The sequence below is a fragment of the Streptomyces sp. NBC_01217 genome (genome assembly GCF_035994185.1).
In the GTDB taxonomy this organism is placed as follows: Bacteria; Actinomycetota; Actinomycetes; order Streptomycetales; family Streptomycetaceae; genus Streptomyces.
In genome coordinates this window covers 59616-83710 of the sequence record NZ_CP108539.1, presented here as the reverse complement: position 1 = coordinate 83710, position 24095 = coordinate 59616, and the positions used below count along the sequence as shown (strand labels likewise).

Sequence of the window (24095 nt, the reverse complement as noted above, 5' to 3'; positions counted from 1 at the left end):
TACCCCCACCCAGACCGTGGTCCGTACGACCAGACTGCCCGCCGTCGAGAGCGGACGCCTGAGCTCGGAGCCAAGTAGCCCGAAAGAGTGAACGCGCCGACCTGCTTGTCTCACGGCCACTGCATAAGTGCAGCCGATATGAAGCAGAGCGTGAGACTGTGCAGCGAAATCTGAGACCCTACACGAGCTCCTGGCCGTCGATGTCGTCGGCGGTGAGGTCATCCTCGATCTGCTGGAGCGCCAGGGAGGCGATGCCGACCGAGACGCGGATACGCTCCAGCCGCGTACGGGGGCGGCCGGTCACCGGACGGTGGCCTTGCTGGTGGCGATGAGGGCGGCGACGGTCTCCCAGCCGTGGTGCCACGAGCTGTCGAGGTGGAAAGCGCCGTTCATGCCGAAGTCGGTCAGCTTGTAGAAGTTGGTCTTGCCGGTCTTGTCGGCGAGCTTCTCCAGGAGTATCGGTGTAGTCGGGTATTGGAACCCCGGGAATGCCCCCTCGGTGGGGAGGCAGGGGCGGGTCACAGAGGCGCCAGGATCATGAGGACCTCGTCGCGGTCGTCGCCTGGGGCGAGCCGAAGGGCGCCGGGCCATCGTCCGATCTCCTTCCATCCGAGTCGGCCGTAGAAGTCTTCGAGCCCGACACCGCCTCGTGCGGCGAGGTGGAGCTGTTCGAGGTTCATCTCGTCCCGAGCGATCTCACGGGCACGGTTCATCAGGGCGGTGCCGATAGAGCGGCCGCGGAAGTCTGTGTGGCTTTGGACATGGTTGACGGTGCCCCAGTGCGCGACGACCGGGTTGAGGTCGCGGCGGAGGTTCAGCCAGCCCGCGAGGACTCCGTCGACGACAGCGAGGAGAAGTCGGCTGCGTTGAGGATCCAGGTCAGCGATGAGTCGGTCGGCGACGGGACCGACCTGTTCTATGCCGACGGGTGGGAAGGGGAAGCCGGCGGCTCCGCCGGCGTTGGTGACCGTGATCCAGCAGTCGATCAGTTCGTTTCTCAGTTCCGCTGTGATCTCGTGTGGGCGGACGATCTGGTGGAAGGTGGGAGCGTTGGTGCTGGTCATAGCGGCGAGCATCACTTTCGGATCGGTCACGGTTGGGCTTTCGAGTTGTGCTGGTAAGGGTTTCGCTGAGCGACGTCGGCGGCGTAGGCGGCCCAGTCCCCTGCTGATGCCTGTTGCCACTGGACAGCGACTTTGATGTGGACGCCGAGCATCCGGGCCAGGATCGCTGCGGGGACTTCGGCGGCGAGGGTGAACAGCGCGGTGGAGCGGTCCTGCTTGGGCCGGATCCCGATCTTGTGGAGGCGCTGGCCGATCCGGTCGTCGCCGAGGGGGCGTCCCGGCTGCCCTCCGGGGAATAGCCAGGGGGCGTCCTGCAGGGTGCCGATCTTGGCCTTGCCGCGGCGGGTCGCGACGAGCTCGCGGACCAGGGTGGCCAGCGGCGCGGGGAGGACGACCGGCGAGGTGCCAAACGTGATGGAGACGGTGGCACCGTCGAAGTGGACGTCATCGACGGCGAGTTGGCTGATGGTGGCGATCTTCTGTGCGTAGAGGATCAGCAACAGTCCCGCGACACGGTCCGGGGTGGGCAGGGTGCCGTCGTTGAGGAGGCGGCGGGCGTCGGCCCAGCGTTTCTCGCTGTCGATGGTGCTGAGCGGGCCGGTCCAGCGGACGGTGCCGTAGGTCAGGTCACGGGCATGCCGGTGCTGTACCGACCAGCGGACGAAGTGGCCGGTCTCGTCGCGGTAGCAGACCGTGGGGTCGGTCATCCAGCGTTCCAGGTCTGTCTGGGTGCAGGTCCCCAGTGTGAGTCCTTCGGCGCCGAGCCAGTCGAGGAAGTTGTTCGCCGCGGTGACGTGGCAGCGCACGTTCACGTCCTGGAGCCGGGTGGTGTGGTCATCGCCGAGGCGGCGTCGGAGCCGGCGCATGTGGTGCCAGACCGCGTAGCCGTGCAGGATCCGGCGTTCGGCGAGGTCGGTGCGGGCCTGGACGGTCGCGGTGATCCATTTCTCCAGGGCGACGAGCCGCTCATCGCGCGGTGGCAGGGCGCCGGTCGCAACCAGGACACTGCGCAGGTGGGCCAGCACCTTGCCCGGGGGCAGTTCGTCGAGGACCTCGTGGGTGACGGGTCGCTCGTCGCGGCCTATGCGTTCCAGGAGGTCTCGGGCTTTCGAGCGGGCGATCCAGGCCATGGCGACGTCCGGCCGTTCGGCACTGGTCAACGCCTCGTGGAACGGAGTGAGTTCGGGGCGGATGGCCCCGGTGGCGTCGCCGAGGAGGTCGCGTACTTGCTGGTCGAGGACGCATCGCTGGCAGGGGCGGGTGCTGAGCTGCCAGGTGATGGTGCAGACCGGGCAGTGGCCCCAGAAGTCCGGGTCGGGGTTGGTGCACTTCGCGCACAACGGCGTCTCCCAGGTGCCGCTGCGGGACTGGGCGACGGTGCCGCAGTCGCTGCAGGCCACCCATCGCTGCTGACAGCGGTCGCACCAGGGTTGGCCGGTGGCTCGGGACATGTCGCAGAGTGCTGTCCGCCCGCAGATGCCGCACTCCGCGGTGATCCTCGGGCGGCAGTTCTGGCAGCGTGGGCCATCAGGTAGCCGGTTCGCGACGGGCTTGCGGCGGCCGCAGCCGACGCATTCCTCCAGGTTCGCGGGCTGTCTGATCATGCAGTTCGGACACAGCGGTCGTCCCTCGGCGTCGCGGGTGGCGGGCTCACGCTCGGCGCCGCAGCCGAAGCAGGGGACGGCCGCGTGGTGGGCGAAGCAGGCCCGGCAGATCCTCTTGCCGTCCAGCAGCTTGGACAGTGCCTTCACTCCGTTGCAGCGTGGGCAGGCTGGTCGGACGACCTTGGTCGCCCCGGCCTTGACGAGTTCGTCGATGAACCGCAGGGCGGCCGGGGTGGGTGCTTCGTAACCGGCGCTGGTCAGCAGCTCGGGACGGGCGACGACGGCCCAGGCCAGGCGGCGCTGGCCGGCGGGCCGGACGGTGGCTCGACCGAGTGCGGCCAGGACCACGTCGTCGTTGAGGGCGGGATCGAGGCTCGTGACGAGTTCGGTGAGTTCCTGGAGCGGATCGCCCTCGTTGTCCGGGCAGTTCGCGCAGCGGGGCTCGCCGTGACGGTCCCGGCTGACGACGCGTCGCTCTTCATGGCATCCCGCGCAGACGGCTGGCTTGTCGAAGCAGGGAGAACATCCCCACCGTCCTCCGGTGCTGCTGCCGACGTAGCGGCATGCACGGCCGCACTCGCCGCAGCGGGGCAGTGCGATGTCCTGGGCGCCGGCCTCGTGCAGGGCCATCAGTAGTTTCGCCACGCAGTAGGGCGCCGGTGGCCGCCCGGTCCGCAAGAGTGACGGGTCGTCGTGCAGTGCCTGGGCGAGGCTGCGGCGACCGGCTCGTGCACGTACCACCGTGCAGACAATGTCGCGGACCTGGGCGGCGTCCAGGCGCTTCTCGACGTTGCCGACGAGCCGCACCACCAGGCCGACCGGGTCCGCGAGGACTTCCTCCGCAGTACCGTTCACCGGTCAACTCCCCGGATGCGAGCACGCTTTGGCCGCAGGTCACCGACACCGTCGGAGACCGCGGTCCCGCCTGCGGCGGCCTTCTTCGGCTTCGTCGCGACGCTGGCCCCGGCGATCGGCTCGATGAGGTCGTCCATGGTGCAGTCCAGGATGTCCATCAGGGCCATGAGGATCTTCAGGCTGAGTCGCTCGGGTCGCTCAACAACGAGCCGGTAGACCTGGCTCGTGGACAGCGTGATGCCGCGTTCCTTCAGTGGAGGCAGCAGGTCGGTAGTGGAGAACATCTCGCGGTCCGCCATGACTTTGCGCAGGTGCCAGCGGTAGTCCAGCTTGGCGACCATCTTCGGTCCTTCCTCGTCAGGCCCCGGCGAACGCCGGGGCCAGGGCCTTGGTCAGGGCAGTGTTCATGAAGTCGTCGCTGACGTGCGTGTAAATGGCGGTGGAGCTGTCGCACTCGTGGCCGACCTGCTGTTGGATGAAGCGCCGGTCGACCCCGTCCTCGGTCAGATGTGTGACGTAAGAATGTCTTATTGAGTGCGGAACTAGTTCTTTTGGGAGCTTTAGGGCGTCTCGGTATGCCTCGAACCGGTCGTTGATGGAGCCGGGCTGGAGGCGCCCCCCGCGTTCAGTGATCCAGAGGGCCGGATGGTCGGGGAATCCGAAGCGCGGCCGGACGTTCTCGACGTAGTCCTCAACCGCCTCGATGGCCCAGTCCATCACCGATAGCACGTTCCGACGCCGTGGCGGCTGCCCCTTCTTCGCCTTGCCGTAGCGGACGTTGAGGGTGCCGTACCGGCCGAACTGGCGAGCCTTCGGGTTCCGCCCGAAGTCGACCACGTCCAGCTTGGACGTCTCGGTCCGGCGAAGTCCCCACCCATAGACGACCTTGAAGAGGGTGGCGTCGCGGTAGGCGGCAAGGGCTCCCTTGCGCTTGGACTTCACGGCGCGTGCGACCTGATCGTCGGCGTAGTCGAGAAAGCGCTGCAGTTCTTCCCTCGTGAACGGGCGTGCCTCCGGGTCACCTTCGTAATCCTGCAGGTGAGGGAGGGTATTCCACTCATGAGCAATCGCCACCGGATAAGCGCCGAAGGCTTCTTCGCATGCCGGGCCCCAGCCGTAACGGGCGTCGATGAGGAGCTCGGTGAACAGTCGAAGCGCGCCCTGGTAGCTGCGGATCGTGGACGGCGCCAGGTGCTTCTCGCTCGTCAGAGAGGCCGACCACTCGTCCATGTGGGCCGGCGTCCACTGCCACGGGTACTCGTTCGCGAAATCAAGGAATCGGCGGACCAGTCGTTCCCTCGGGTCGATCGTCTCGTCCTTCAGCCCCCGCGACTTCTGCTGAGCCCGCCAGCCCCGCAGCATCGCGTCGAACATCGCGTCCTCAGGGCGCAGCTGAACCACCCCGGAGACAAGCTCCATGCGAGCCGAGCCGGCGAGGGCCACCTTCTGCTGATGCACCACTCCTGACCATCCCTTCTGGAGGGCAGATATTGCATCAGACGGGATCGTGGTGGCAAACTGCCTGTTCAGGCGCTAGGGCCTGTCTGATAAATGATCAAGCTGTGGGCGAGCGAAGTCGTCAGCTGCGTGGCCACAACGGCAGCCGCAGCCGCGAAAGGTCAGGCCCTTCAAACGGATGACATCGGCACGTGAAAGGCTGAGCCGCATGACCAGTGAAGCCGATGAACCACGTCGAGACCTGTTCCTCCGAGACGGCCTGGAGGCAGCAGACGTGGTACGTGTTCACCGTGAGGCGCTTCGTGTCCTGCGAGACAGCATCGAGACGGCTCACATCGATGCCTACAGCGATATCGCCTGGCCACGGGAAGTGGCGCCCGCATATGAGCAGGTGTTGGCGATGGCCGCCAACGAGGTGGCCGAGGGCGTCCGGTCTGCGAAAGGTGATCCTGGCATGGCGATTGACGTCGATGTCCGCGACGACACGCAATTCGACGTGCTTCTGGCCTTGGCTCCCTACACGATTGGGGCCGAGGCGTGGCGACAGGGTCGAGAGATCTTCAGCGCCAGCGACACGGGCACAGCCCTGTGGATCTCTGTCACGTCAGAGCAAGAGGTTCGGCTCATGTCACGGCTCGATGCGCTGGGTGTCCCGCAAACGGCGTTCACGACTCAACCTCGCAGGAGGCGAAGTCTGTTCGCCCGGTGGTCACGGCACCAGATCGCGTAGCCACAAGATGAGCGAACTCAGCTGCAGTCCCGCCTGGTAGCGGGTGGCGAGCTTGTCGAACCGGGTGGCGACGGCCCGGAACTGTTTGAGTCGGTTGAAGCAGCGTTCCACGACGTTTCGGTGCTTGTATGCCTCACGGTCGAATGCGGGGCGGCGACCGCCGGCGCTGCCTTTTCGACGCCGGTTGCCGACCTGGTCGGAGCGTTCGGGGATGGTGGCCTTGATGCCACGGTGCCTGAGCGCGGCCCGGATAGCCCGGGAGGAGTACGCCTTGTCGGCCAGCACCCGGTCAGGTCGGCGTCGGGGCCTGCCCATTCCGGACCGGGGAACGTAAATGGTGTCCAGGACTGCGTCGAACATCGTGGAGTCGTTGACGTTGCCCGGTGTCAGGACGATGGACAGCGGCAGGCCTCGTCCGTCGACGGCCAGGTGGACCTTGGTGGTAAGTCCTCCCCGGGATCGGCCGAGAGCCTGCCGCGCCGCCGAGCGTTGCGGATCCTCCAATTTGTCCCCGCAGGGCTCCCCTTTTTGCGGGCGCCGGCGGCGTGCTGGTGGGCACGATTGATGGTGGAGTCCACCGACACGGTCCACTCGATCCGGCCCACCGCGTCATCGCGGACCTGCGCGTGCTCAAGCAACCTGGCCCATGTGCCATCGGCTTCCCAGCGGGCGAAGCGTTCGTAGGCGGTCTGCCACGGGCCGTACCGCTCGGGCAGATCTCGCCACGGAGCACCGGTCCGCAGCCGCCACAGCACCCCGTCGATCACCTGCCGGTGATCCCGCCAGGGCCTACCCCGCCCATCCACCGCAGGAAGTAGCGGTCGTATTTGCTCCCACGCCGCATCCGTCAGTTCACCTCGGCCAGCCACAAGATCAATTATCAGACACGGCCTAGCCGGAGTGGCTGCCACCGGCCCTAGCCAACTTCCCCAAGCCGCGCTTGTCGAGGGTTCCCTGGAACCCGACAACCCTGAATCCGACAACCGACTTGCCTAGTGAACGGTCCAGAAGTCTCCGATCGCGCTCGCGGCGCGGGTCAGTCCGAGCAGGGCGGCGAAGGTGGCGGGAGCGTGCATGCTGGAGTTCTCCTGATCTCGAAACGGTGAGGGAGTGGGTGGCCGGCCCTTTGCCGATGCGCGGCCACCCGGCGGTCTCGCCCCGGCCTATGGCCGGGGCGAGGCTGTGTCAGAACGGGGGTTCGTCCGGCCAGGCCGGGACGGGCAGGAGCGGGAGGCGCAGCGTGCGCCGGTCGGACCAGCAGCCGCACGCCTCCATGTCCGGGAACGGGCCGCTGGTCCACCAGCCGCCCGCGCCCCGGCAGTCGGGGCAGGACCGGCGGGGCCTGGGGGCCAGCTCGATGCGGTGCCGGTCGGCGTACAGCTCCCAGTGGCCGGCCTTGAGGACTGTGGCGGCCGCGGCAAGCGCTAGAGGTACCGCAGCGGCCGCCATCAGGGAACCGGTTCGGGTGAGCATCAGGCAGTGGTGCTGGCGCAGTACAGGCCGCCGGTGTCGCCGCCGTGCGCGCTGCGCCCGCTGGTACCCCGCAGTTCCTCCAGGACCTCCAGCAGGTCGTTTTCGTCCTCCAACTGCGAGCCGACGTATCCGCGCCCGCAGGCGCAGGGGACGATCAGCGTGAGGACGTCGTGGTAGTCGGCATCGTGGGTGATGGTGTGGTGCAGCCACAGGCCGCCGTCCAGGTAGGCCACCGCGCTCGGCTCGAACGCGTTGTCCCGCAGGGCGGGGTAGCCGGTCCACTCGTGTTCCTCGAGTGCCCTGCCGAGGGTGTCGGAGTACGCGCGGTAGACGTGGTCCGCGGCCGCGGTCTCCGCACCGTCGCGCTCCTCATCCTGGGAGATGCGGGCGGTGGTAGCGACGATGTCGAACAGGACGGCCAGCGGGGAGTCGGGCAGCAGTGCGGTGACGGGCGGGGTGAGGGTCTCGGTCACAGCGATCTCTCCTTCAGGTGGCGCGGTCAGGCGGCAAGCAGGTGCTTGGCCGGGGGAGCGAGGTAGGTGCCGGGGGTGGGCTCGGTGCCGGTGTTGCATGCGTTGCAACAGCCCTGGGTGCGCAGCGGGAGGCAGAAGATGTAGCGACGCCTGCAGTCGGGGCAGGTCTGCCTCGCGGCCATCGCGCGGTCCAGCGCCCACTCCTGAGCGAGCGTCGGCACGCGTTTCGGCTTGGCGAGGTCCTCGCGCCACAGCCAGGCCCGGGTGGGATGGATGCATGACTGGTCGGGCCTGTACGAGCAGTGCTTGCAGCGCAGGACCGCGACCGGGTCGTGTCCGCCGGGGCTCAGCCCCTTCTCCCGTAACTGCCGCCGGGTAAGCAGACCAGCGGGACAAGCCCTGCGATCGTGCTCCGGCAGGGTCGCGTCAGTGCGGGGCACGCGCTTGATCTCGCGGCGCCGCTTCCGTCGCGTCCTCGTCATCACTTGCCCCAGGAGCCGTGGATCCGGGCGGGACGGTGCGGGTAGCGGGGACCGGGGCGGAAGGGGCGGGGTCGGCCGATCCGGCGGCGCGGGCGGGGGATGAGCACGATCGGTTCCTCCAGATGTCGGTGGACAGCAAGCACCGCGCCTGCCGGCGGCGTTCGTCGGCGGGCGCGGTGCGAGGCGGCCGGTCGGCCTGTCCGGCCCTCGCCCGCCCCGTGGCGGGGTGGGCAAGGACCAGGCGGAGCGACCGGAGGTCAGTCCCGGAAGGGGCATCCGGTGTGGGGGTGCTGGTCGGCGGGCGCGGCCGGGGGCTGCACCGGGACGTGGATCTCGGGCTTGACGGTGACCTTGGCCGGGCGCCCGGCGACGACGCGGCGGCGCAAGGTCAGGCCGCGCATCGCGAACGCGGAGAGGAACGTCCAGGCGAGGACGGCGAGCCCGGCCGCGACGGGGCGGCTGGTTGCCGGGGTGGCTGTCCAGACCATCCACACGGTGGCCGCGCCCCACCCGGCCCACATTGCGCGCACGCCGTTGTTGCGGGAGAGGTAGCCGAGGACCAGGCCGACGATGCCGGTGAGCAGCCACAGCGTGTAGACGGTGGAGCCTTCGACGGCGAGGCCGGCGGAGTGCTGCGCGATGTAGGTGCGCACCGGCTGGTCGACGACGGCGGCCACGCCGCTGGAGGTGTCGACGCCGACCTGCACTTTGGGCACGGCGGTGAGCAGCTGGTGTAGCGCCTGGAGGATGACTTCGCCGGCGGCCTTGGCTATCAGGACGACGAAGGAGAATCCGGCCGCCATCAGGACGGCGCGGAGCCAGGGGGCCATGTGCCGGAGGCCGTCCTCGGGGGCGCTGAGGACGTCGTCCCACATGTCGTACAGAACGCCGTCGATTTCCCAGGCGCGGTTCCACCAGTCGCGCAGCGCGGTGAACCGCGGCTCCTTGGGCTGCTCCTTCGGGAACGGCACCGGGAGGTAGGTGAGCTCTTGGTGGTTCTGGCCGGGGGTGTTGTCGTTGGGCTGCACGGGGCAACTCCTTGTTGTCGATGCGGTGTTCACGGAGCGTGCGAGTGGGCCAAGCTGTGAGCGTTGGGCCTGGAGAGGGGGCGGCTGCGATGGGGTGGTTCACCCGTGATGAGCCGGAGGAAGTCGTCTTCGAAGAGGTTGTGGACACGGACGGGCAGATCTGGCCCGCGTTCACTGACGACGACGGTGTGTTGTGGATCGACGTGGACTACGACGTCGAGGTGACGGTCAACGGAGCGATCGTTGACGGGCAGATCCGGGGTGCCGAGGTCGATGACCACGGCCGGATCTGGATCGACTACGACTGACCGCGAGGCCGGACGGCCTGTCCCGCACCCGAAGCCCGACTCGTGTGGCGGGTTTCGGATACGAGGCAGGGCGCCCGGAACTCAGCGAACGTCGTTGCGGGTGCGGGAGAACATCCCGCGCTGGTTACTGGTGTTGTTGATCTGCGTGTTCTGGACCACGGGGCCCTCGAACACGTTCTTGGTGACGGCGCTGCGCGCCTTGTTGATCGCGCCGCCGATGGCGGTGGCGACCACGGCGACGCCCGCGAAAGGGAGGGTCACCATCAGCACGCCGTAGAGCGTGACGGAGGCCAGGCCCTGAAGGACCAGCCAGGCGCCGCAGCCAATGCCGGTGATACCGGCCCCGACGCCGATGGAGGCGACGGCGATCCCGGCCGCCCAGGCAGGCACGATCCGCTTGTCGTCCTGATGGACGGGCGGGGCGTCGCCGTACGCGGGCAGCGGGGTGTCGTCGCGGAACGACGTCGGGATGTGCCGCACCAGGGGGATCTGGGGCCGGTACGCCTCTGTGAGGAGCCTCTCGGCCTCGGCTTTGGCTTCGGCGTCAGTCAGCGATCGGGTGATGGGTTCGAAGTCCACGGGGTTCTCCATTCGGAGCAGATGCGGGGGCGCCCTCCCCGCCGTGGTGGCGGGGAGGCCGCAGGGGGCGGGGAGCAGTACGGGGCTACTGCTGATCGGCGGCGTCCTCGAGCGCGCCCGGCGTCGGGGACTGTCAGAACGGCAGCGGCCGGCGGGACTCGAAGCGGACCCGGACGCCGTTGCGGCGACCGGCGTGCAGCACCTCGTTGACGAGCGCGCGGGCCTCGGGGCTGGCCGCCAGGACATCGGCGGCCTCGTCAACCACGAGCACCAGGGGGCGGTCCATCGTCGTGTTCTCCTCCTCGGCGGGCGGGCGGGACTGGGGTGGTCAGAAGCTGCTGATCCATCCGGTGACAGAGGAGACGGCACCGGTGATCGTGGGGGCTATGCCGGTGTTGGCGAGGAAGAAGCCGAACAGCAGGACGGCGACGCCCGGCATGATCCGCTGGTAGCCGGTCCGCACGAGGATGGCCACGATGATGCCGAGCAGCAGGACCAGGGAGATCGACAAGGCCACAGGTATCGGTTTCCTTCGGTGATCGTGGTGCGTGGATGAGTACGGGTCAGCTGTCGGCGAGCTGCCAGTGGCCACGCTTGAGCGACGTGGCCAGGCCCTTCGCCTTGAGCTGCGAGCAGGCGTTGCTGACGCTGGAGGGCTGGAAGCCGGGCAGGGCCTCGCGCAGCTCCTTGAGACTCATGGGCCCGTCTGCGAGCAGCGTGAGGATCTGGTCCTGGAGGCCGGGCTCCTCCCCGATGTCGGGGCCGTCCCCGAACGGGATCCCGAAGGGCGCCCCGGTCGGGGCGGGCGCCTCGCCGCTGTCGCCTTCGCCGTCCGTGGTGGCTGGCGGACCGGCCATCGGCTCGCTGTCGGAGGTTCCGGAGAACGCCTGGGCGAGGGTGTCGCAGTCGGCGTACGGGTTGGAGTGCCGGACGCCGTAGAGCGCGACCCCGGCCTGTGCGGCCTTGGCCTCGCCCTCGGTGAGCCCGTTCGCCGGTTCGTCGCCGTACAGGGCGATCAGGTCGGGATAGACACCGTCGACCTTCTCCGCGAAGAAGGTGCGCATGAACTTCGCCCGGCCGTCGAGGAACATGTACGCCATGCCCGCGGTGGACTCGCCGTCCTCGTCGTCCTTGCCGGAGAACAGCGCCTCGATCTGCCCGTTCTCGTAGATCCGGGCGGGGATGTTCTCCATCTGGAAACCGGCCGGGGCGATACCGTCCAGGCCCATCTCCTTGGTGGAGGAGGAAGCGGTGCGCATGAGGAACAGTGCGCCGACCTTGCCCTGCTGGCGGATCGCGTCGTCGTCGCCCAGGTCCTTGAGGTGCAGTGACTGGACGGCGAGCCGGATGCCGATACCGACCTTGCGGCCGGTCTTCTGGATGTCGGCGATGAAGTACGCAGTGGCCTTGCGCATCGCTTCGTCCGGGTGGGACAGCAGGCGGTTGATCTCGTCCAGCGTGATGTTGATGAGCGGCCACGGCCGACCGAGTGCGAAGTCGCCGCGCCCCATCTCGTTGCTGATCCGCTCGCGGTACTTCATGACCGCGTGCGCGGCCGTGAGCATCAGGAGCGTCTCCACCGGGCCCTTGGCGAACCAGTCGACCCGGCCCTCCGCCTCGGGCAGCGACATGCCGCCCTGGACGTCGCCGACCCAGGAGACGACGCCGGAGCGCTTCTCCCCGGCGAGGATCAGGTTCTGCAGCACGGACTTGCCCGCGCCGGTGACGCCTGCGGTGATGCCGCGCAGCGCACCCTGGCCCGGGTCCCACAGCCGCATCCGGGCGGGCTTGCCGTCGTGGCAGACGCCGATGGTGATGCGGCCTTTGTCGTCCATCGTCAGGTCTTCGACGGTGGCCTTGCGGACCTTCATCAGCGGGTTCGTCTTGTAGACGGAGACGACGCCCTGGCGGATGCCGTCGGTCTCGATGACTAGCCGGGACGGGTCGTCGATACCGAAAGCGGAGCAGATCGCCGTGTGCGGCAGGCGGATCTCTTTACCCGGAGGGGAGGCGACCAGGAGCACGATGCGGTGCGGCTCGGACCGGTGGTCGATCAGGTCGACGCCGGGGGCGGCGCCGCCGGGCGCGGAGACCGCCGACTCCCACAGGCCGCGCAGCCCTTCCGCGGCCCGCTCGGTGTCCTCGGTGGTGGGGCGGGCGATCAGCTGCATCCGGCCGGGCCCCGATCCCTGTACGGGGCGCATCCGCACCGTGCCGACCGGGAAGTCGAACGCGGCGGCGAGCTGCACCTCGGTGAACGTGGGCACCGCCTTCCCCGCCTGGGCGACGACGACGGCCTCGAAGTCGGGCCGATCCGCGCGGTATGGCGTGATGGACACCAGGCGCGTACCGTCGCCGGTGGCCTGCGTCCACTTCGCGGCGAGGAACTCGGTGTACGTCAGCGCCTCCCCGGGGCCGTTGCCCTGCTGCTCCTGGTGCTCGGTGAGCTCCAGGACCAGACCGGCGCTGCGGGTGAGCGGGGCCATCCAGCCCATCAGGCCCGCCCACGCGGCCGGGGCGACGACCTCCCACCAGTTGAATCCGGGGGTGATCAGGCTCGCCACGTAGGTGCCGGCGGCCGTCAGGAACGGGATCGCCCGCTGCGCCCGGGTGAGGGTGTCCAGACCGTGGTCGGGGCTCTTCGTCTTCGCGTACAGCCAGGCGAGCGTGCCCAGTCCGATCCCGCCGGAGGCGAGGTAGGACCAGGCGCTGTCGTCCAGCTGCGGGCCGACGGCCATCCCGGCCGCGGCGAGCGCGTAGGAGGTGCGTTCGGCCAGGACGCGCCGGTAGATGACGTGGCCCGGAACGCGCTTGGTGGTGTCGGCGGCCGGCGCCGCCTGGTCGATGGTGCTCAACACAGCCTCCGTTCAGGGGCAGGGAGCAGCAGGGGCCGCGCCCGGCGTGGGCGTGGCCCCTGCTGCGCGGGGGTGGGGGTGGTTCAGCTGCGGCGGCCGGTGCGCCGGTAGAAGCCGGGCTTGGCCTGCTTCACGCCGGAGCCGTTGGATGCCTCGTAGCCGGGGCGGTACTCCCGGTCGTGCGACTCGTTGAAGCCGCGGGCATCGGTGTCGACGGAGTCGGCGGCGTTCACCATCTCCCCGGATGCCTCCGCCACCCCGGTGAGGGAGGTGGACGCGTCCAGGATCATCGCGGTGAACTGCGGCTCGACTTCGGCCGCGTCGCACATCTCCGACAGGCGCATGGCCGCGTTGGCGTTGGCCTGCATGTGGGTCTTGAGCAGGTGCATCCCCTCCTTGAGGAAGAGAGCGGCGGTCGCGAGGGCGGCGGTCCGGCCGGACAGGGCGAGGAAGCCGTTGCCGCTGCTGGATCCGCCGCTCATTCCCGGGACGGCGGGGAGGTTGTCGCTCACGTGGGTTCCCCTCAGTTCTCGTTGTGGATGCGGGCGGCGGGCACTTCCAGGCCCGTATCCTCGGTGGCCTGCTGCAGAGGCCGGTAGGCGTCGAACATCGCGTTCTCCGCCGTCTCGCAGAGTTCCGCCGCCACCAGCGACTTCGTGGCCATCTCGTCGGCCTTGCGGGCCAGGAGCTCCATGGACTCCGCGAGCTTGGCCATCGCCGCGCCGGTCAGACGGCCCAGAATGTTGTGCCGGGACCGCAGGTCGGCGGCGAGTTCATCCAGGGCGTGCCTGATCTCCAGCGCCTTCTTGGAGAGCTTGCGGCAGGTCTCGTGCGCCTGGAACGACTGCTGCGTCAGCTCCTCCAGGACGTCGAGCGTGTCATCGAGGGTGACCTCGGTCTCGTGCTCCGCGTCCATCCCTGCGACGCTGCCGCTGCCCCACTTCGTCAGCCAGGCGTCACTCACGCTGTTCTCCTTCGTGCTCGGGGTGCCAGCGGGAAGACCCGCGCCGGACGTCGCCAGGCCGGACCCGGGGGAGTCGGCCCGCTCGACCGTGATGGGACCAGCCGGAGCGGACACCGCCGTCGCCATGCCCACCGCCTCGAACGGCGACAGGCGCGGCTCACCGGTGCCCGGCACCGTGCCGCCGCCCGGCGGGGCCGGGGTGGTAGCGGCCCCGGCGACTGCGGCGGCCGGGGCCGGTGCAGCTGCCGGAGGACCGGGCGGGCCCGGCGGCGGGGGCGGTGTGGTGGTGTCAGTCGTCGGCGCCGGCCGGGGCGCGGGGACCGTAGTGGTGCGCATCCGGGCACGCTTGCGGGCCCGTGCCTTGGCCGTGGACCAGGGCGTGCGGCGGGTGGGTGCCGCCGCGGCGAGACCGGTCGGTGCCTTCGCGGCGGGCCCGGCGGGCTTGGTGCTGCCGGGCTTGGTCTTCGGGCCGGTCTTCTTCTTCGGCTTCCTGACCTTGACCTTCGTGACGACCGGCGGGCCCATCTTCTTGCGGCGGCGCTTGAGCCGCTTCTCAGCGGTCTCGTGTACGGCCTCGCCGAAGGTGGTCCGGCCCCGGGCGGCGGACTTCATCGCCCCGAGGACCTTGCGGCTGTACTCCTTCCGGAAGCGCCGGCACTTGCGGCAGCGGCAGTCCTGCTTCACCGAGGACGCGAACGTGCCGTGCGCGATACCCGGCATGAGCGTGAGCTTCTTGCCCTTGCGGGACTTCCCGCCCGGCGTCTTGGGCACCGAGGCCGGGCCGGTCCCGCCCTTGCCGGAGCGGGTCTTGCCCTTCCCGCGCTTGCTGCCGGGTGCCGTGGTGCCCGCGCCGCTACTACCCTTCCCCTTCGGCTTCGGCTTCGTCTTCGGGCCGGTGCCGGAGGTGGTGGTGCCGGGCTTCTTGCGCAGGATCCCGGACGGGCCGGTCGTACCGCGCGGCGACTTCTTCGTCCCGCCCTTCGGGCCGGTCCCCGTGCCCTTGCCGGTGCCGGGGCCCTTCGAGCTGGTCGTGCCGGGCGTGGTCTTCCCGCCCGTCCCCTTGCCGGTGCCGGGGCTCTTGGTGCCGGGGCTCTTGGTGCCGGGGCTCTTGGTGCCGGGGCCCGTCGTCCTGCCGGTTCCCGTCCCGGAGCCCGGTCCGCGCTTCTTGGCCAGACCGCCGGACGAACCGCCGGCCCCGGCCCCGGTGCTGCCGGGGCCGCGCTTGCGGTTCGTGGTGGAGCCGCCACCGGAGGAGCCGGACCCGCCGCCGCTGCCGGGGCCGCGGTTCTTCCTGCCGCCTCCGCCGCCGCTGGAGCCTCCCGAACCGCCCGATCCGCCGGACGATCCGGGGCCGCGGTTCTTCTTGAGGCTGGGGCCGCCGCCCTGCGAGCTGCGCTTGAGAGGGGTGACCCCCGAGCCGCCCTTGCCGGAGCCGGAGTTGGAACGACCGGGACCGGAGCCCGAACCGCCGCCGCGCCCGCCCCGGAAGCCACTGCCGGAACCGCTGGGCGACTTGGTCGTCGACCCGTTTCGCCTACCGCCTCCCGAGCCATTCAGTGCCCCGCCGCCCCGTCCGGACCTGCCCGGACCAGCACCGCCGGAACGCCCTGACGGGCCGCCACGAACACGCTGGAGGGACTTACGGCCGTACTCGTGGCTGGGCTGCACCTGCTTCTTCGAACCACCCCCGGAGGAGCCGTCCTTACCCGTGCTCGCGGTCTTCGCGACCGCCTCGCGCTGCTCCCAGCTGGCCCGGTTCGACGCGATGCTGGAGTGAATTCCGCGCATCGCGGCCAGCGACACCGCAAGGATCGCGGCCAGCGACAGCGCACCAAGGCGCGGCGCGGCGGCCGGCTGCGCACCCTCGGACCGGAAGGTCGCCGGGACCATCGCACCCGCCGAAGCAGAAGCCGCAGCGGGCTCCGAACCGGCGGTGAACGGGCTGCCGAGACCGGGCTCAGGCAGGGCCGAAATCGTGTCCAGAGGAGAGGTCCAGATCGCGGGTGCAAACGCTTCGGGAGCGTCTGCGGAGACCATAGAGACGTCGGCGGAGGCCGCGAACGGCACGTCGGCCGGGGCCAAATCAGGCGTCTCCGCGGGGGGGTCGGTGAGGGCCGTGTAGCCCACGCGGGGGAAGTGGATCAAGTTGTTGGGGCCGTCGTCGTCGGCCATGACGTCTCCCTCTCGGAGTTGACAGACGGTCACCGCCTGGGGCACCCTCGCGCGCGCACGACACGCGCGCGCTTTGAGATGCTCCAGGCGGCGAGGAGGAAGCGGTGATGAAGAAGAACTTCGTCACCCTCCGTTGTTCTTGTAGAAGTCGTGCAGTTCGGCGGTGAGCTTGCGCCACACGTCCGGCTTGCCGTCGCGTTCGGCCTGACGGGCCAGGGTCCGGCACGCGTCGTACCAGACCCCGGCCCGCTCCTTCTCGGTCGTGGCCTCCGCGATCCGCGCGTTCCAGTGCTTCGCGCGGTTTTGCGTCTGCCGAGGCGTTGTCAACGCCCTTCTCCCTTCGGGAAGTAGTCGTTGATCGTGCGGTTCGGGGCCTGCTCACCACCGGCCGCCATCGGCCACTGGCTCCAGGGGTTGTCCGGCGCCACGAACTCCGCCGGCCTCGCCTGCGGGACCGCGCCCGGGGCCTGCCCCTGTGGGGCGTTGAGGCTGGTCACCGTCTTGTCCAGCGACTTCGCGACGGCCCCGCCGACGGCGGCCTGGCGGCCCTGCTTGCGCTCCAGCTTCTTGGCCTCCGCCACCGCCCTGCGCTGCGGAAGCTCCAGAACCTCGTTGACGTAGGTCGCGTACAGGGCCTCCGCCTTGCTCGCGGCCTCGCCGGACGCCTTCTGCATGGCCTTGAGCTGCCGCGCCACCTTCCAGGCGCGCAGCCGCTTGGCCATCCAGCGGTCGCCCTCGATCGGGGTCTGCTCCAGGCGGCGGCGCACGATGTCGGCGATCTGCCCGTACTGCTGGGCGTCGCGAACGTGCTGGTCGCGGACGGTGGCGGTGAAGGCCCGCAGGCCCTCATCCGTGAACAGTGCGTTGATATCCATGAGGTGGGGATCTCCTTCTCGGGGCGGGGGTGATCTGGGAGGCTTTGTGTGGCGTTTCGGCGCCTTCACCGCGCTCCCGAAGCGCTGACTTCGTCTCGGGGGCCGGTGGAACCGTCGAACAGCTCGTTTGTGCTGGTCACTGCTCCGGGCGGTAGCCCTGGCTGAGCAGGTCGACCGCTTCCTGGCGGTACTTCGAGGCGGTGTCGGTGGAGGACACCGCCGTTTCGCGCTGGATGTCGGCGAGCAGCACCCGGTCGGCGTCACCGCTGGCGGCGAGGATCATCCGGGCGACCTTGCGCACCGAACGCTCGCGCGGGCTGAGCTTCGCAACGTCCTCGATTTCGACCGAGCGCCGCTCGATTTCGGCTGCGGCAAGCCGGGCTTCGGCAGCGGCGTACTCGGTTTCGGCCTCACGCTTCCGCGCTTCCTGGACGCCCACGTCGGCGAGTGCCTTGCGCTCGTTCTCCTGCGCCGTGAGCCGGTCGGTTTCGGCGGTGCGGCGGCGGGCTTCGGCAGCAGCCCTCTCGGTTTCGGCAGTAAGCCGGTCAGCTTCGGCCCTACGCTTGCGGGCCTCCGCGATCTCCGCCGTCTCGATCGCCTGCGCCTCCGCGGCGGCAACCCTGTCGGCCTCCGCCGCGAGCCTCCGCTTCTCCGCCGCCTGGCGCGCCAGCTCCGCCGCACGGACTTCCGCGGCGCCCTTGGCCTCGCGCTCCTGGGCCTCCTTGCGCTCCGCCTCCGCCTCGCGGGCGCGGGCCTCAGCGATGACGGCCGTCTCCAGCGCCGTCTCCTCCAGTGCAGCGGCCCGCTCCGCGGCGCTGACCTGGGCTCGGGCGTGCGCACGGGCCTGGCCGGTCTCGCCTTCCACCCGGGCGCGGACGGCTTCGAGCTGACCGTCTGCCTCCAGCCGGTCGGCCTCAGCCTTCTTCCGTGCAAGCTCCTGGCGCGTCTCCGCATCCAGGCGCCGACGCTCGGCTTCCTCCGCACGGGCCTCCGCATCGCGTTCCTGCTGCTCAGGCATCGCGAGGGCCTCAGCAACCGTGTAGCCGTGGGCGGCCATCTTCATCGGCAGCCGCTCATCCTCGGTCGCCTTGCTGAGGTCGCCGTCGTACTTGCGCTTGAGCCACTGCTCGTAGCCGATGAGGGCCTGCTGGCGCCGGATCATCTCCGGGTACGAGCTGATGCCGTGCAGCCGCATCCGGCGGTAGAACCGCGGCGTGGCGACGGGGGAGAGGATCCAGCGGTGCATCGGGATCCGGTCGGTGGCCGTTCCCGCCTCCAGCCTGGCCTTTTGGATGATCAGGCGGCGGGCGGCCTCCACGCCGATCACGAACAGGATCGGCATCACGCCGTGCGAGGCGGCCTTGACCGGGTCGGCGCTGATCCGGCCCTGTGAGCTGGCGTTGAACCAGATCGTCGCGCCGGTCATGGCGTGCGCGGCCACCCGCAGGAGCGGCCACGGGGTGCTCTTGCGGATCAGGTACAGGTCCAGCGCGAGGAACGCGATGATGCTCGCGTCGACGCCGACCGGGAACCAGGGCGCCAGTCCCTCGCTGAATCCCCAGCTCAGGGCGACCTTGGCCAGGGTGCTGTACGACATCGCAAAGCCGATGACGCCGACCAGCGTTCCGCCGATCGCGGCGACGAGCGACAGGGCGGTCATCAGCCGGTCACGTGTAGGCTTGATCGTCTTCCGCTTGTCCGGTCGCGAAACGCCCCGGGCCGCTCCCGAAACCTTCTCGGGTACGTCCGAAGCGGCGACCGGCGGGCGCGAAACAAGGATGTCGGGAGCCGCGCTCTGCGGCACTTCGATGATCGTCACGAGGGCCTCCGGAAGGGGTCATTCAGGGCGGGATCGAAACGGCACCCGCTGCTCCCGAAACGCGAGGGCGCGTTCCCGAAACAGCGGTCGGTGCGGATCGTTGCTTGCGAAGCGGACACCGGCTCTACCCGCTCCGGGCACGCGAAAAGACCGGCGGCCCGGGAGGCGGGCGGCCAGTCCGGGGAAGTACTGCAGGGCAGGCTCGAAACTGCCTGCCGCTCCCGCCGGGTGGGAACGAAAATCGGCTCGCTGCCGGTCGGTCCGGGCTGTCCGGCTCCCCGTCACCGCGAAACGCCCCTCGAATTCGCCATGCGACGACGGGTGCTTCGCGGCTCAGGCAACCTGCAGACCGATCACCAGCCGTTGAGGACGGCCTCGTAGTGCGGGTATCCCCAACGGGCGGCGGCCGCGTACTCGCGGGACTCCTTGGCACCGCGCCGCCAGATCCCGGCCGCCGTCGCGTGACCGTCAGCGGCAAGCCGGTCGGCGACCGCCTGCTGCTGCACCGCGGACTGCGCGTGGTCGGCGGCGATGGCCTGCATCTCCGCATAGGAGTAGAGCGGCGGGATGGGCGGGTTCATGTCGCCGATTGCCTGGTAGCTGTCGATTTCGGCGGCGCACCAGTAGGCCGGGTCGCCGTGCCGGTCGCGGAACTCGTCGAGCGTCATGTCTGTACTCCTCACGGGGTCGGGGCGGGGTTCAGCGCCTACGCAGGCGCTGGTTGTAGGTGTCCTGCAGGCGGGCGAACCGCTCGAACAGCTGCGCGCCGGTCGGGCAGCGCTGGCTGCCCTGGCAGGGGCGGCAGCCGTTGAGGTGGGTGCGCCAGGTGGCGGTGGCCTGCATGTAGCGGGTGTGCAAGTCGTCAGCCACGGCGGTCTGCCTGGTGGTTGGGCATGAGGGGCGGTGCCTCTCGTGGTGCGGGGTGGGTGTCGGTGACGCGGTGGCCGGCGTCCCAGGCCCTGGCGGCCGCCGTGGCGGCGGCCGCGAGCAGCGTGACGGTGAGGGGGTGGGCCAGGCCGCGTGCGGTGATGGCCCGTACCGCCCTGTGCTGGGCGGCACGGGCACCGCGTACATGGATGTTCAGGCTTGGTCAGCTCTTCTGGCCGGAACCGTTGCAGCCGGTGCAGGTCTGCATCTCGACACCCTGGTAGGGGGTGCCGTCCGCGCCGACGTGGCACACGGTGACCATCTGCTGGCCGCTGCCGCCGCACTGGGTGCAGGTCATCGGGCGACCCCCGACCCGCCGCAGGCCTGGCAGGTCTGCCAGTGCTGCCGGGACACCCCGTCGCTGCTGGTGTCCACCACCTGACCGCCCGTGCCACCGCAGGACTGGCAGGCCTGGTTCGCCGCGATGTTGATCCGGGCCCGCATCTCGGGAAGCGTGCGCGGAGCGCGCCGCCCGGTCGGGATACGGGCATCGGTCTCGCGGAGCAGCAGAGTGCCGAGCCGCTGGAACTGGTCGGTTTCGTCCCGCTCGTATCCGCGGTCGTCGTCCTCCCGCCGGATGTCGTCGATCTTCCCGGCATTCGGGCTGAGGATAGTGATGGTCATGCCGCCACCCCCCATCCGGCCCGCGCGCGGCGGGCGGTACGGATCTGGCGGATGCTGGCGGCGAGAGCGCGGATCCGGAGGTTCTGTTCGGTCCGGTTCTCGTCCTGGCAAAGACGGCCTCCGTTGCGGCGGCCGTCCGGGTTGAGACCGGCCTGGGCACGGAGCTCAACGGACAGGTCGTCAAGCAGGCGGCCCTCGGTATCCCGATCCGCGTCAACCGCGGCGGCCAGGCGCTCGGCCTGGGCGGTACGGACGGCGGCGAGCTCGGTACCGGAAAGGCCCCCACGGACCATGTCGTCGACACGGGAGTTGCCGTCACCGTTGCGCAGCGCGAGTTCCTCGCACGCGGCGCGGGCGGGGCAGCCGGTGCAGACCCGGATCGCCTCGGCACGGCGGGCCTGCCAGGTCATCTGGGGCTCGTTGTCCTCACGGAACCATTGGTCCGGGTCGGCGGCGGCGCAGCGTGCGCTGGCGTCGACCGCGGCCTGGAGTACGGCCCGGCGTGTGTGCCGGGCCTGAGTGGATGTCATCCTGTGCATGCGTAGTTCCCCTTCATGGAGGGCGCGCTGCGAAGACGGACCCCCGGGGGTGCAAGCCCTGGGGGTTCGTCGCGTTCGAGGCCCTGCTGGCCCCGTGACTGCTGTACGAGCAGCCACGGCCGCCCCCACCCGTCATGTGCGGGGTGGGGGCGGCCGTGGTCGTTCGTCGTCGCGAGTTACTGCGCGAGGCGGTGCTCGGTCTCGGTGAGCTTCCAGATCCGGTCGGCGATCACGCCACGCTGGGAGCGCGAGAGGCTGGGGCCGACCAATTGCTTGCGGGCGGCGGCCAGCTGATCCCTGACGCGCTGCTGAGGGGTACGAGGGTCTGTCGGAACGGGCATGGAGTCCTCCTGTCGTCTCGTCTGCTGCTGTACGAGCAGCCACGGCCCCGGCCGCCCCCTTTGATGCGGGGTGGCCGGGGCCGTGGTCGTTCGTCTTGGTGTGCGGGTCAGGCGGCTGACGTGGCCGGGTTCCTCCGCGCGTATCGCTTGCCCAGTTCGGCCTGTCGCCGTTCGTGCGCCTCCACGTCCTGCGGCGCCAGCGGAAGCCGGGGGCCGCGAAACTCCGAGAGCGATCCCGAAGTCCGCTCCGAGCAGCGGTTGTTCGCCTTCTCAACCGCCTCGCCGCCGCGCTTGGCCCACTGTTCCTTGCGCAGGGCCGGCCACTGCTCAGCCTGCTTCCGCGTGTCACGCCGCTCCTGGCGCTCCAGCTGCTCGCGAGCCTCGCGGCGGGCGGGCTCCTCCTGGAGGGCGAGGACGTAGCGGCGGGCGAGGATGCCGCCGTCCGTGCAGTGCCGACCGCCGACGCACCGAATGCATCCCTTGCGGTGGGCGAGGTAGGACTGGCGGGTCGTCTCCAGCGTGACCTCCGCCGTGATCCGGGAGACCGGGGCGGCGGGGGCCGGGAGGGGCTTGTAGAACTGCTGCGCCGCGCGGCGGTTGTCCTGCGGCATTGCGTCCCGCAGCAGGCGGTTCTGCCTGGCCTGCCAGCGCCGGACGTCGATGTCGACTTCCACGACCTGGTCGGTGCCGGGGCAGAGGGTGTGCTTCTCGCCCTCCGCGACCTTGTCGGAGATGCAGTGCTCGCGGATCTTGAGGACCTTGTCGCCCATGACACGGCGCCAGGTACGGCAGTCGGGGCAAGCGATCGACTTCATCTCGTCCGGACGGACGTTGAAGTCCTCCGGCGCCATGCTGCTGAGCAGCAAAGGCGCGCGGCGGTTGGTGTTCTTGGTCCGGACTCGGCCGGGACGAATGCGGGGCATCGAAACCTCCTGACGACGGGGGAGCGGGTGCTGCCTTCTCTGCCGCGCCAGGCCGGCCTTTCGGCTGGTGGTCCTGGCGGACAGACAGCGCAGCAGCGCTGTTCGAGGTGAATCAGGTGGAGCAGCTATTCGGTACAGGCGCCTCGGCCGGGGGAGCTCGGCTCACCCCACTGCCGCCGCTCCGAAGAGCAGTGACTCCTGCTGTTTTGCGGTGGTGCTTACTCGGTGCTCCCAGGGGGTCACCGACGCCTTACATACCTCAGGGTGCCTCAGGTACCCTGAGGTGTCAAGCGGTATAGTGAGGGACCTAGACGGAAAAAGAAGGAGGCGAGGCGACATGCCAGGGCAACCCCGAGCGGACAACCGGCCGCCGTACGCGCGCATCGCGGGTCACTACCGTGACCTCATCAGCTCCGGGGAGCTCTCGCCGGGCGACCTGCTGCCGAGCATCCGAGCTCTGGCCGAGCAGTGGGACGTCAGCACCGCGACGGCCGACCGAGCCATGAAGCTGCTGCGGGAAGAGAAGTTGGTCCAGGGCATCCCGGGTGTCGGCACCGAGGTAATGGGTCGCCCCGTGTCGCTCGCCTCTGGCTCGGAGCGCCACGACCGCAGCAGCAAGACACAGTCCTCGTGGGGCGTCGGCGAGAAGTCGTCCGGCCACACCGCCGGCATGGTGGGCGCCCCCGAGGACGTCGCACATGTACTCGACATCGAGCCTGGTGACGACGTGATTCGCCGAAGCCGCGTCTACCGGGATGCTCACGGCATCGTCTCCCACTCAACGTCCTGGATCCCGGCGGAATTCGCCCAAGTGCTGCCTGAGGTGACGAAGTGCGAGCGCCTCAAGGGCGGGCTGTCGCTGGATCTGATCGCCCGAGCCACCGGGCGGCAGGTCGTGCAGCGCGTGGATGAGGAGACCGCTCGCATCGCCACGGCACAGGACCTCGAGCTCCTGGAGCTGGAGCCCAGCACCGTGGCGGCGATCCTGGTGCTAACCGCGAGATTCCTGGACGCCGACGGCCAACTCCTGGAGTACGGAGTCGACCTGGGCGCGCCCGGCCGCACGCGGCACACCACGTCGGAGGTGCAGCGGTGACCGCCAGCGACGCCGTTCTCCTGGACGACACCCTCGTTAACTGCCTCGAAGCCCGTCTCGGGCAGCTCCTTCGAGCGGAGCACACCGACACCCTGACTCTGGAAGGACGATTCGAGATCAGCCGCATCTCCGCAGCTCTGTCCGGCCGTGCGGGGCCCGCGCCCCGCACGATCCTCATGACCGGAATGCCGGGAGCTGGCAAAACGACCCTGGCTCGCGCCTTTGAGCAGGCCGGGATGGTGCGCCTCTGCCCAGATGAAGAGATGTTCCGCCGCTACGGCCACTATGGGCGCGACTTCCCCCGCGGTGAGTTCCGCGTCAGGGAGGCTCCGGTCCTCAAAGACATCGCCCTGGAGCTCCAGGAGCACCTGCTGGCTGGGCGTGACGTCGTGGTGGATCACGGATTCTGGACACCGGAAGAGCGCGGCCAGTGGGCGGCAACTGCGATGGAGGCTGGCGGCACGCCTGTGCTGGTCTACCTGCCGGTGCCGCATGAGGTGCGCTGGGAGAGGATTCGTGAGCGCAACGCCCTGGCGCTGGTCGACGCGAACTCGATTGAGTTCAGCGAGGAAGACCTCCGACGCTTTGCAACCCGCTTCCATCCGCCGACCGCCGACGAACCGCACATCGTCTACGACGGGGATCCGAAAGCTGTGCTGGCCGCAGTGGACCGTGCCCTGCCTCGTCCCGACGGCGGCCGTCATTGAGTACCTCCCAGTCACCTCACGGAGCCCGGCATGTGGCACGGCGTTGATACGTGAGCACGGAAGGAGATCAACAACCATTGATCTGTGCCTCCTCCAATTGGTTCGCTGCGTGGGGGACATCACAACGGCCATAGCTCCAGCGCGACATCACAACGGCTTGTCGAAACTCGTGCGCATCGTCATTCACGAGTTTTCAACA

Annotated in this window: 31 protein-coding genes; 4 read left to right on the top strand and 27 right to left on the bottom strand. The window is 69.6% G+C overall.

The window, feature by feature from the left end; genetic code table 11:
• Positions 1-178 precede the first annotated feature (178 nt).
• Genes OG507_RS39965 through OG507_RS39940 form a run of 6 tightly spaced genes read right to left on the bottom strand, consistent with a single transcriptional unit; the run spans position 179 to position 4984 of the window.
• Complete coding sequence (locus OG507_RS39965) at positions 179-304, bottom strand: hypothetical protein (RefSeq protein WP_327372374.1); 126 nt, start codon at positions 302-304, stop codon at positions 179-181.
• Entirely contained in the window at positions 301-522 is a 222-nt protein-coding gene (locus OG507_RS39960; RefSeq protein WP_327372330.1) for a hypothetical protein, read from the bottom strand. Before OG507_RS39960 ends, OG507_RS39965 begins: the two co-directional genes overlap by 4 nt.
• A complete protein-coding gene (locus tag OG507_RS39955; RefSeq protein WP_327372329.1) occupies positions 519-1064 on the bottom strand; it encodes a GNAT family N-acetyltransferase in 546 nt (181 codons plus the stop codon). The genes OG507_RS39960 and OG507_RS39955 overlap by 4 nt, the downstream gene beginning before the upstream one ends.
• A 26-nt stretch (positions 1065-1090) precedes the next feature.
• Complete coding sequence (locus tag OG507_RS39950) at positions 1091-3523, bottom strand: site-specific integrase (protein WP_327372328.1); 2433 nt, start codon at positions 3521-3523, stop codon at positions 1091-1093.
• Positions 3520-3864, bottom strand: a complete 345-nt coding sequence (locus OG507_RS39945; protein WP_327372327.1) for a helix-turn-helix domain-containing protein — start codon at positions 3862-3864, stop codon at positions 3520-3522. The genes OG507_RS39950 and OG507_RS39945 overlap by 4 nt, the downstream gene beginning before the upstream one ends.
• Before the next feature lie 16 nt (positions 3865-3880).
• Positions 3881-4984, bottom strand: coding sequence for a tyrosine-type recombinase/integrase (locus OG507_RS39940; RefSeq protein ID WP_327372326.1), 1104 nt, complete (start codon positions 4982-4984; stop codon positions 3881-3883).
• A 205-nt stretch (positions 4985-5189) separates the two neighbouring features.
• Between OG507_RS39940 and OG507_RS39935 the strand changes: the two genes are divergently transcribed.
• Positions 5190-5711: a hypothetical protein gene (locus OG507_RS39935; RefSeq protein WP_327368544.1), complete on the top strand. Its 522-nt coding sequence runs from the start codon at positions 5190-5192 to the stop codon at positions 5709-5711.
• Here the strand turns inward: OG507_RS39935 and OG507_RS39930 are convergent.
• The 5 genes from OG507_RS39930 to OG507_RS39910 all read right to left on the bottom strand — a co-directional run bounded on the left by OG507_RS39930 (position 5691) and on the right by OG507_RS39910 (position 9167).
• Positions 5691-6580 (bottom strand): IS5 family transposase gene (locus OG507_RS39930; protein ID WP_327368545.1). Its coding sequence is split into 2 segments (ribosomal slippage): positions 5691-6229 and positions 6229-6580, totalling 891 coding nucleotides; the frame shifts between segments, so codons are not numbered across the junction. The two genes, OG507_RS39935 and OG507_RS39930, sit on opposite strands and share 21 nt — an antisense overlap.
• Before the next feature lie 316 nt (positions 6581-6896).
• Positions 6897-7184: a hypothetical protein gene (locus tag OG507_RS39925; RefSeq protein WP_327372325.1), complete on the bottom strand. Its 288-nt coding sequence runs from the start codon at positions 7182-7184 to the stop codon at positions 6897-6899.
• Positions 7184-7657, bottom strand: coding sequence for a hypothetical protein (locus tag OG507_RS39920; protein WP_327372324.1), 474 nt, complete (start codon positions 7655-7657; stop codon positions 7184-7186). The genes OG507_RS39925 and OG507_RS39920 overlap by 1 nt, the downstream gene beginning before the upstream one ends.
• Positions 7658-7683: 26 nt before the next feature.
• Entirely contained in the window at positions 7684-8139 is a 456-nt protein-coding gene (locus OG507_RS39915; protein ID WP_327372323.1) for an RRQRL motif-containing zinc-binding protein, read from the bottom strand.
• 257 nt (positions 8140-8396) lie between these two features.
• Positions 8397-9167 (bottom strand): hypothetical protein, encoded by a 771-nt coding sequence (locus tag OG507_RS39910; protein ID WP_327372322.1) that lies wholly within the window; start codon positions 9165-9167, stop codon positions 8397-8399.
• Positions 9168-9256: 89 nt separating this feature from the next.
• Between OG507_RS39910 and OG507_RS39905 the strand changes: the two genes are divergently transcribed.
• Positions 9257-9475: a hypothetical protein gene (locus OG507_RS39905; protein ID WP_327259837.1), complete on the top strand. Its 219-nt coding sequence runs from the start codon at positions 9257-9259 to the stop codon at positions 9473-9475.
• 81 nt (positions 9476-9556) lie between these two features.
• Here the strand turns inward: OG507_RS39905 and OG507_RS39900 are convergent, their stop codons facing one another.
• The 16 genes from OG507_RS39900 to OG507_RS39825 all read right to left on the bottom strand — a co-directional run bounded on the left by OG507_RS39900 (position 9557) and on the right by OG507_RS39825 (position 22093).
• Positions 9557-10066, bottom strand: coding sequence for a hypothetical protein (locus OG507_RS39900; RefSeq protein ID WP_327372321.1), 510 nt, complete (start codon positions 10064-10066; stop codon positions 9557-9559).
• Positions 10067-10187: 121 nt separating this feature from the next.
• Positions 10188-10340 (bottom strand): hypothetical protein, encoded by a 153-nt coding sequence (locus OG507_RS39895; protein ID WP_327372320.1) that lies wholly within the window; start codon positions 10338-10340, stop codon positions 10188-10190.
• 42 nt (positions 10341-10382) lie between these two features.
• Positions 10383-10571: a hypothetical protein gene (locus tag OG507_RS39890; RefSeq protein ID WP_327372319.1), complete on the bottom strand. Its 189-nt coding sequence runs from the start codon at positions 10569-10571 to the stop codon at positions 10383-10385.
• Positions 10572-10617: 46 nt separating this feature from the next.
• Complete coding sequence (locus OG507_RS39885; RefSeq protein ID WP_327372318.1) at positions 10618-12909, bottom strand: winged helix-turn-helix domain-containing protein; 2292 nt, start codon at positions 12907-12909, stop codon at positions 10618-10620.
• 83 nt (positions 12910-12992) lie between these two features.
• Positions 12993-13421, bottom strand: coding sequence for a conjugal transfer protein TraB (locus OG507_RS39880; RefSeq protein ID WP_327259833.1), 429 nt, complete (start codon positions 13419-13421; stop codon positions 12993-12995).
• 11 nt (positions 13422-13432) lie between these two features.
• Positions 13433-16045, bottom strand: a complete 2613-nt coding sequence (locus tag OG507_RS39875; protein ID WP_327372317.1) for a hypothetical protein — start codon at positions 16043-16045, stop codon at positions 13433-13435.
• A gap of 123 nt (positions 16046-16168) precedes the next feature.
• Positions 16169-16372 carry a hypothetical protein gene (locus OG507_RS39870; protein WP_327372316.1) on the bottom strand — a complete coding sequence of 68 codons (204 nt, stop codon included), beginning with the start codon at positions 16370-16372 and terminating at the stop codon, positions 16169-16171.
• The gene (locus tag OG507_RS39865; protein ID WP_327372315.1) at positions 16369-16920 is read right to left on the bottom strand and encodes a hypothetical protein; all 552 of its coding nucleotides are present in this window, start codon (positions 16918-16920) and stop codon (positions 16369-16371) included. The genes OG507_RS39870 and OG507_RS39865 overlap by 4 nt, the downstream gene beginning before the upstream one ends.
• Before the next feature lie 136 nt (positions 16921-17056).
• The gene (locus OG507_RS39860) at positions 17057-18739 is read right to left on the bottom strand and encodes a DUF2637 domain-containing protein (RefSeq protein WP_327372314.1); all 1683 of its coding nucleotides are present in this window, start codon (positions 18737-18739) and stop codon (positions 17057-17059) included.
• 353 nt (positions 18740-19092) lie between these two features.
• Positions 19093-19407, bottom strand: a complete 315-nt coding sequence (locus tag OG507_RS39855; protein ID WP_327372313.1) for a hypothetical protein — start codon at positions 19405-19407, stop codon at positions 19093-19095.
• 31 nt (positions 19408-19438) lie between these two features.
• The gene (locus OG507_RS39850) at positions 19439-19609 is read right to left on the bottom strand and encodes a hypothetical protein (protein WP_327372311.1); all 171 of its coding nucleotides are present in this window, start codon (positions 19607-19609) and stop codon (positions 19439-19441) included.
• Between the two features lie 220 nt (positions 19610-19829).
• A complete protein-coding gene (locus tag OG507_RS39845) occupies positions 19830-19964 on the bottom strand; it encodes a hypothetical protein (protein WP_327372310.1) in 135 nt (44 codons plus the stop codon).
• Complete coding sequence (locus tag OG507_RS39840; RefSeq protein WP_327372309.1) at positions 19961-20290, bottom strand: hypothetical protein; 330 nt, start codon at positions 20288-20290, stop codon at positions 19961-19963. The genes OG507_RS39845 and OG507_RS39840 overlap by 4 nt, the downstream gene beginning before the upstream one ends.
• Positions 20287-20820, bottom strand: a complete 534-nt coding sequence (locus tag OG507_RS39835) for a WhiB family transcriptional regulator (RefSeq protein ID WP_327372308.1) — start codon at positions 20818-20820, stop codon at positions 20287-20289. Before OG507_RS39835 ends, OG507_RS39840 begins: the two co-directional genes overlap by 4 nt.
• 185 nt (positions 20821-21005) lie before the next feature.
• On the bottom strand, positions 21006-21170 hold the full coding sequence (locus OG507_RS39830; RefSeq protein WP_327372307.1) for a hypothetical protein: 165 nt from the start codon (positions 21168-21170) through the stop codon (positions 21006-21008).
• Between the two features lie 107 nt (positions 21171-21277).
• Entirely contained in the window at positions 21278-22093 is an 816-nt protein-coding gene (locus OG507_RS39825; RefSeq protein WP_327372306.1) for a hypothetical protein, read from the bottom strand.
• Positions 22094-22430: 337 nt separating this feature from the next.
• Here OG507_RS39825 and OG507_RS39820 point away from each other — a divergent pair, with 337 nt between their 5' ends.
• Together OG507_RS39820 and OG507_RS39815 are read left to right on the top strand one after the other, a co-directional pair.
• Complete coding sequence (locus OG507_RS39820; RefSeq protein WP_327372305.1) at positions 22431-23189, top strand: GntR family transcriptional regulator; 759 nt, start codon at positions 22431-22433, stop codon at positions 23187-23189.
• Entirely contained in the window at positions 23186-23896 is a 711-nt protein-coding gene (locus OG507_RS39815) for an AAA family ATPase (RefSeq protein WP_327372304.1), read from the top strand. Before OG507_RS39820 ends, OG507_RS39815 begins: the two co-directional genes overlap by 4 nt.
• Positions 23897-24095 lie beyond the last annotated feature (199 nt).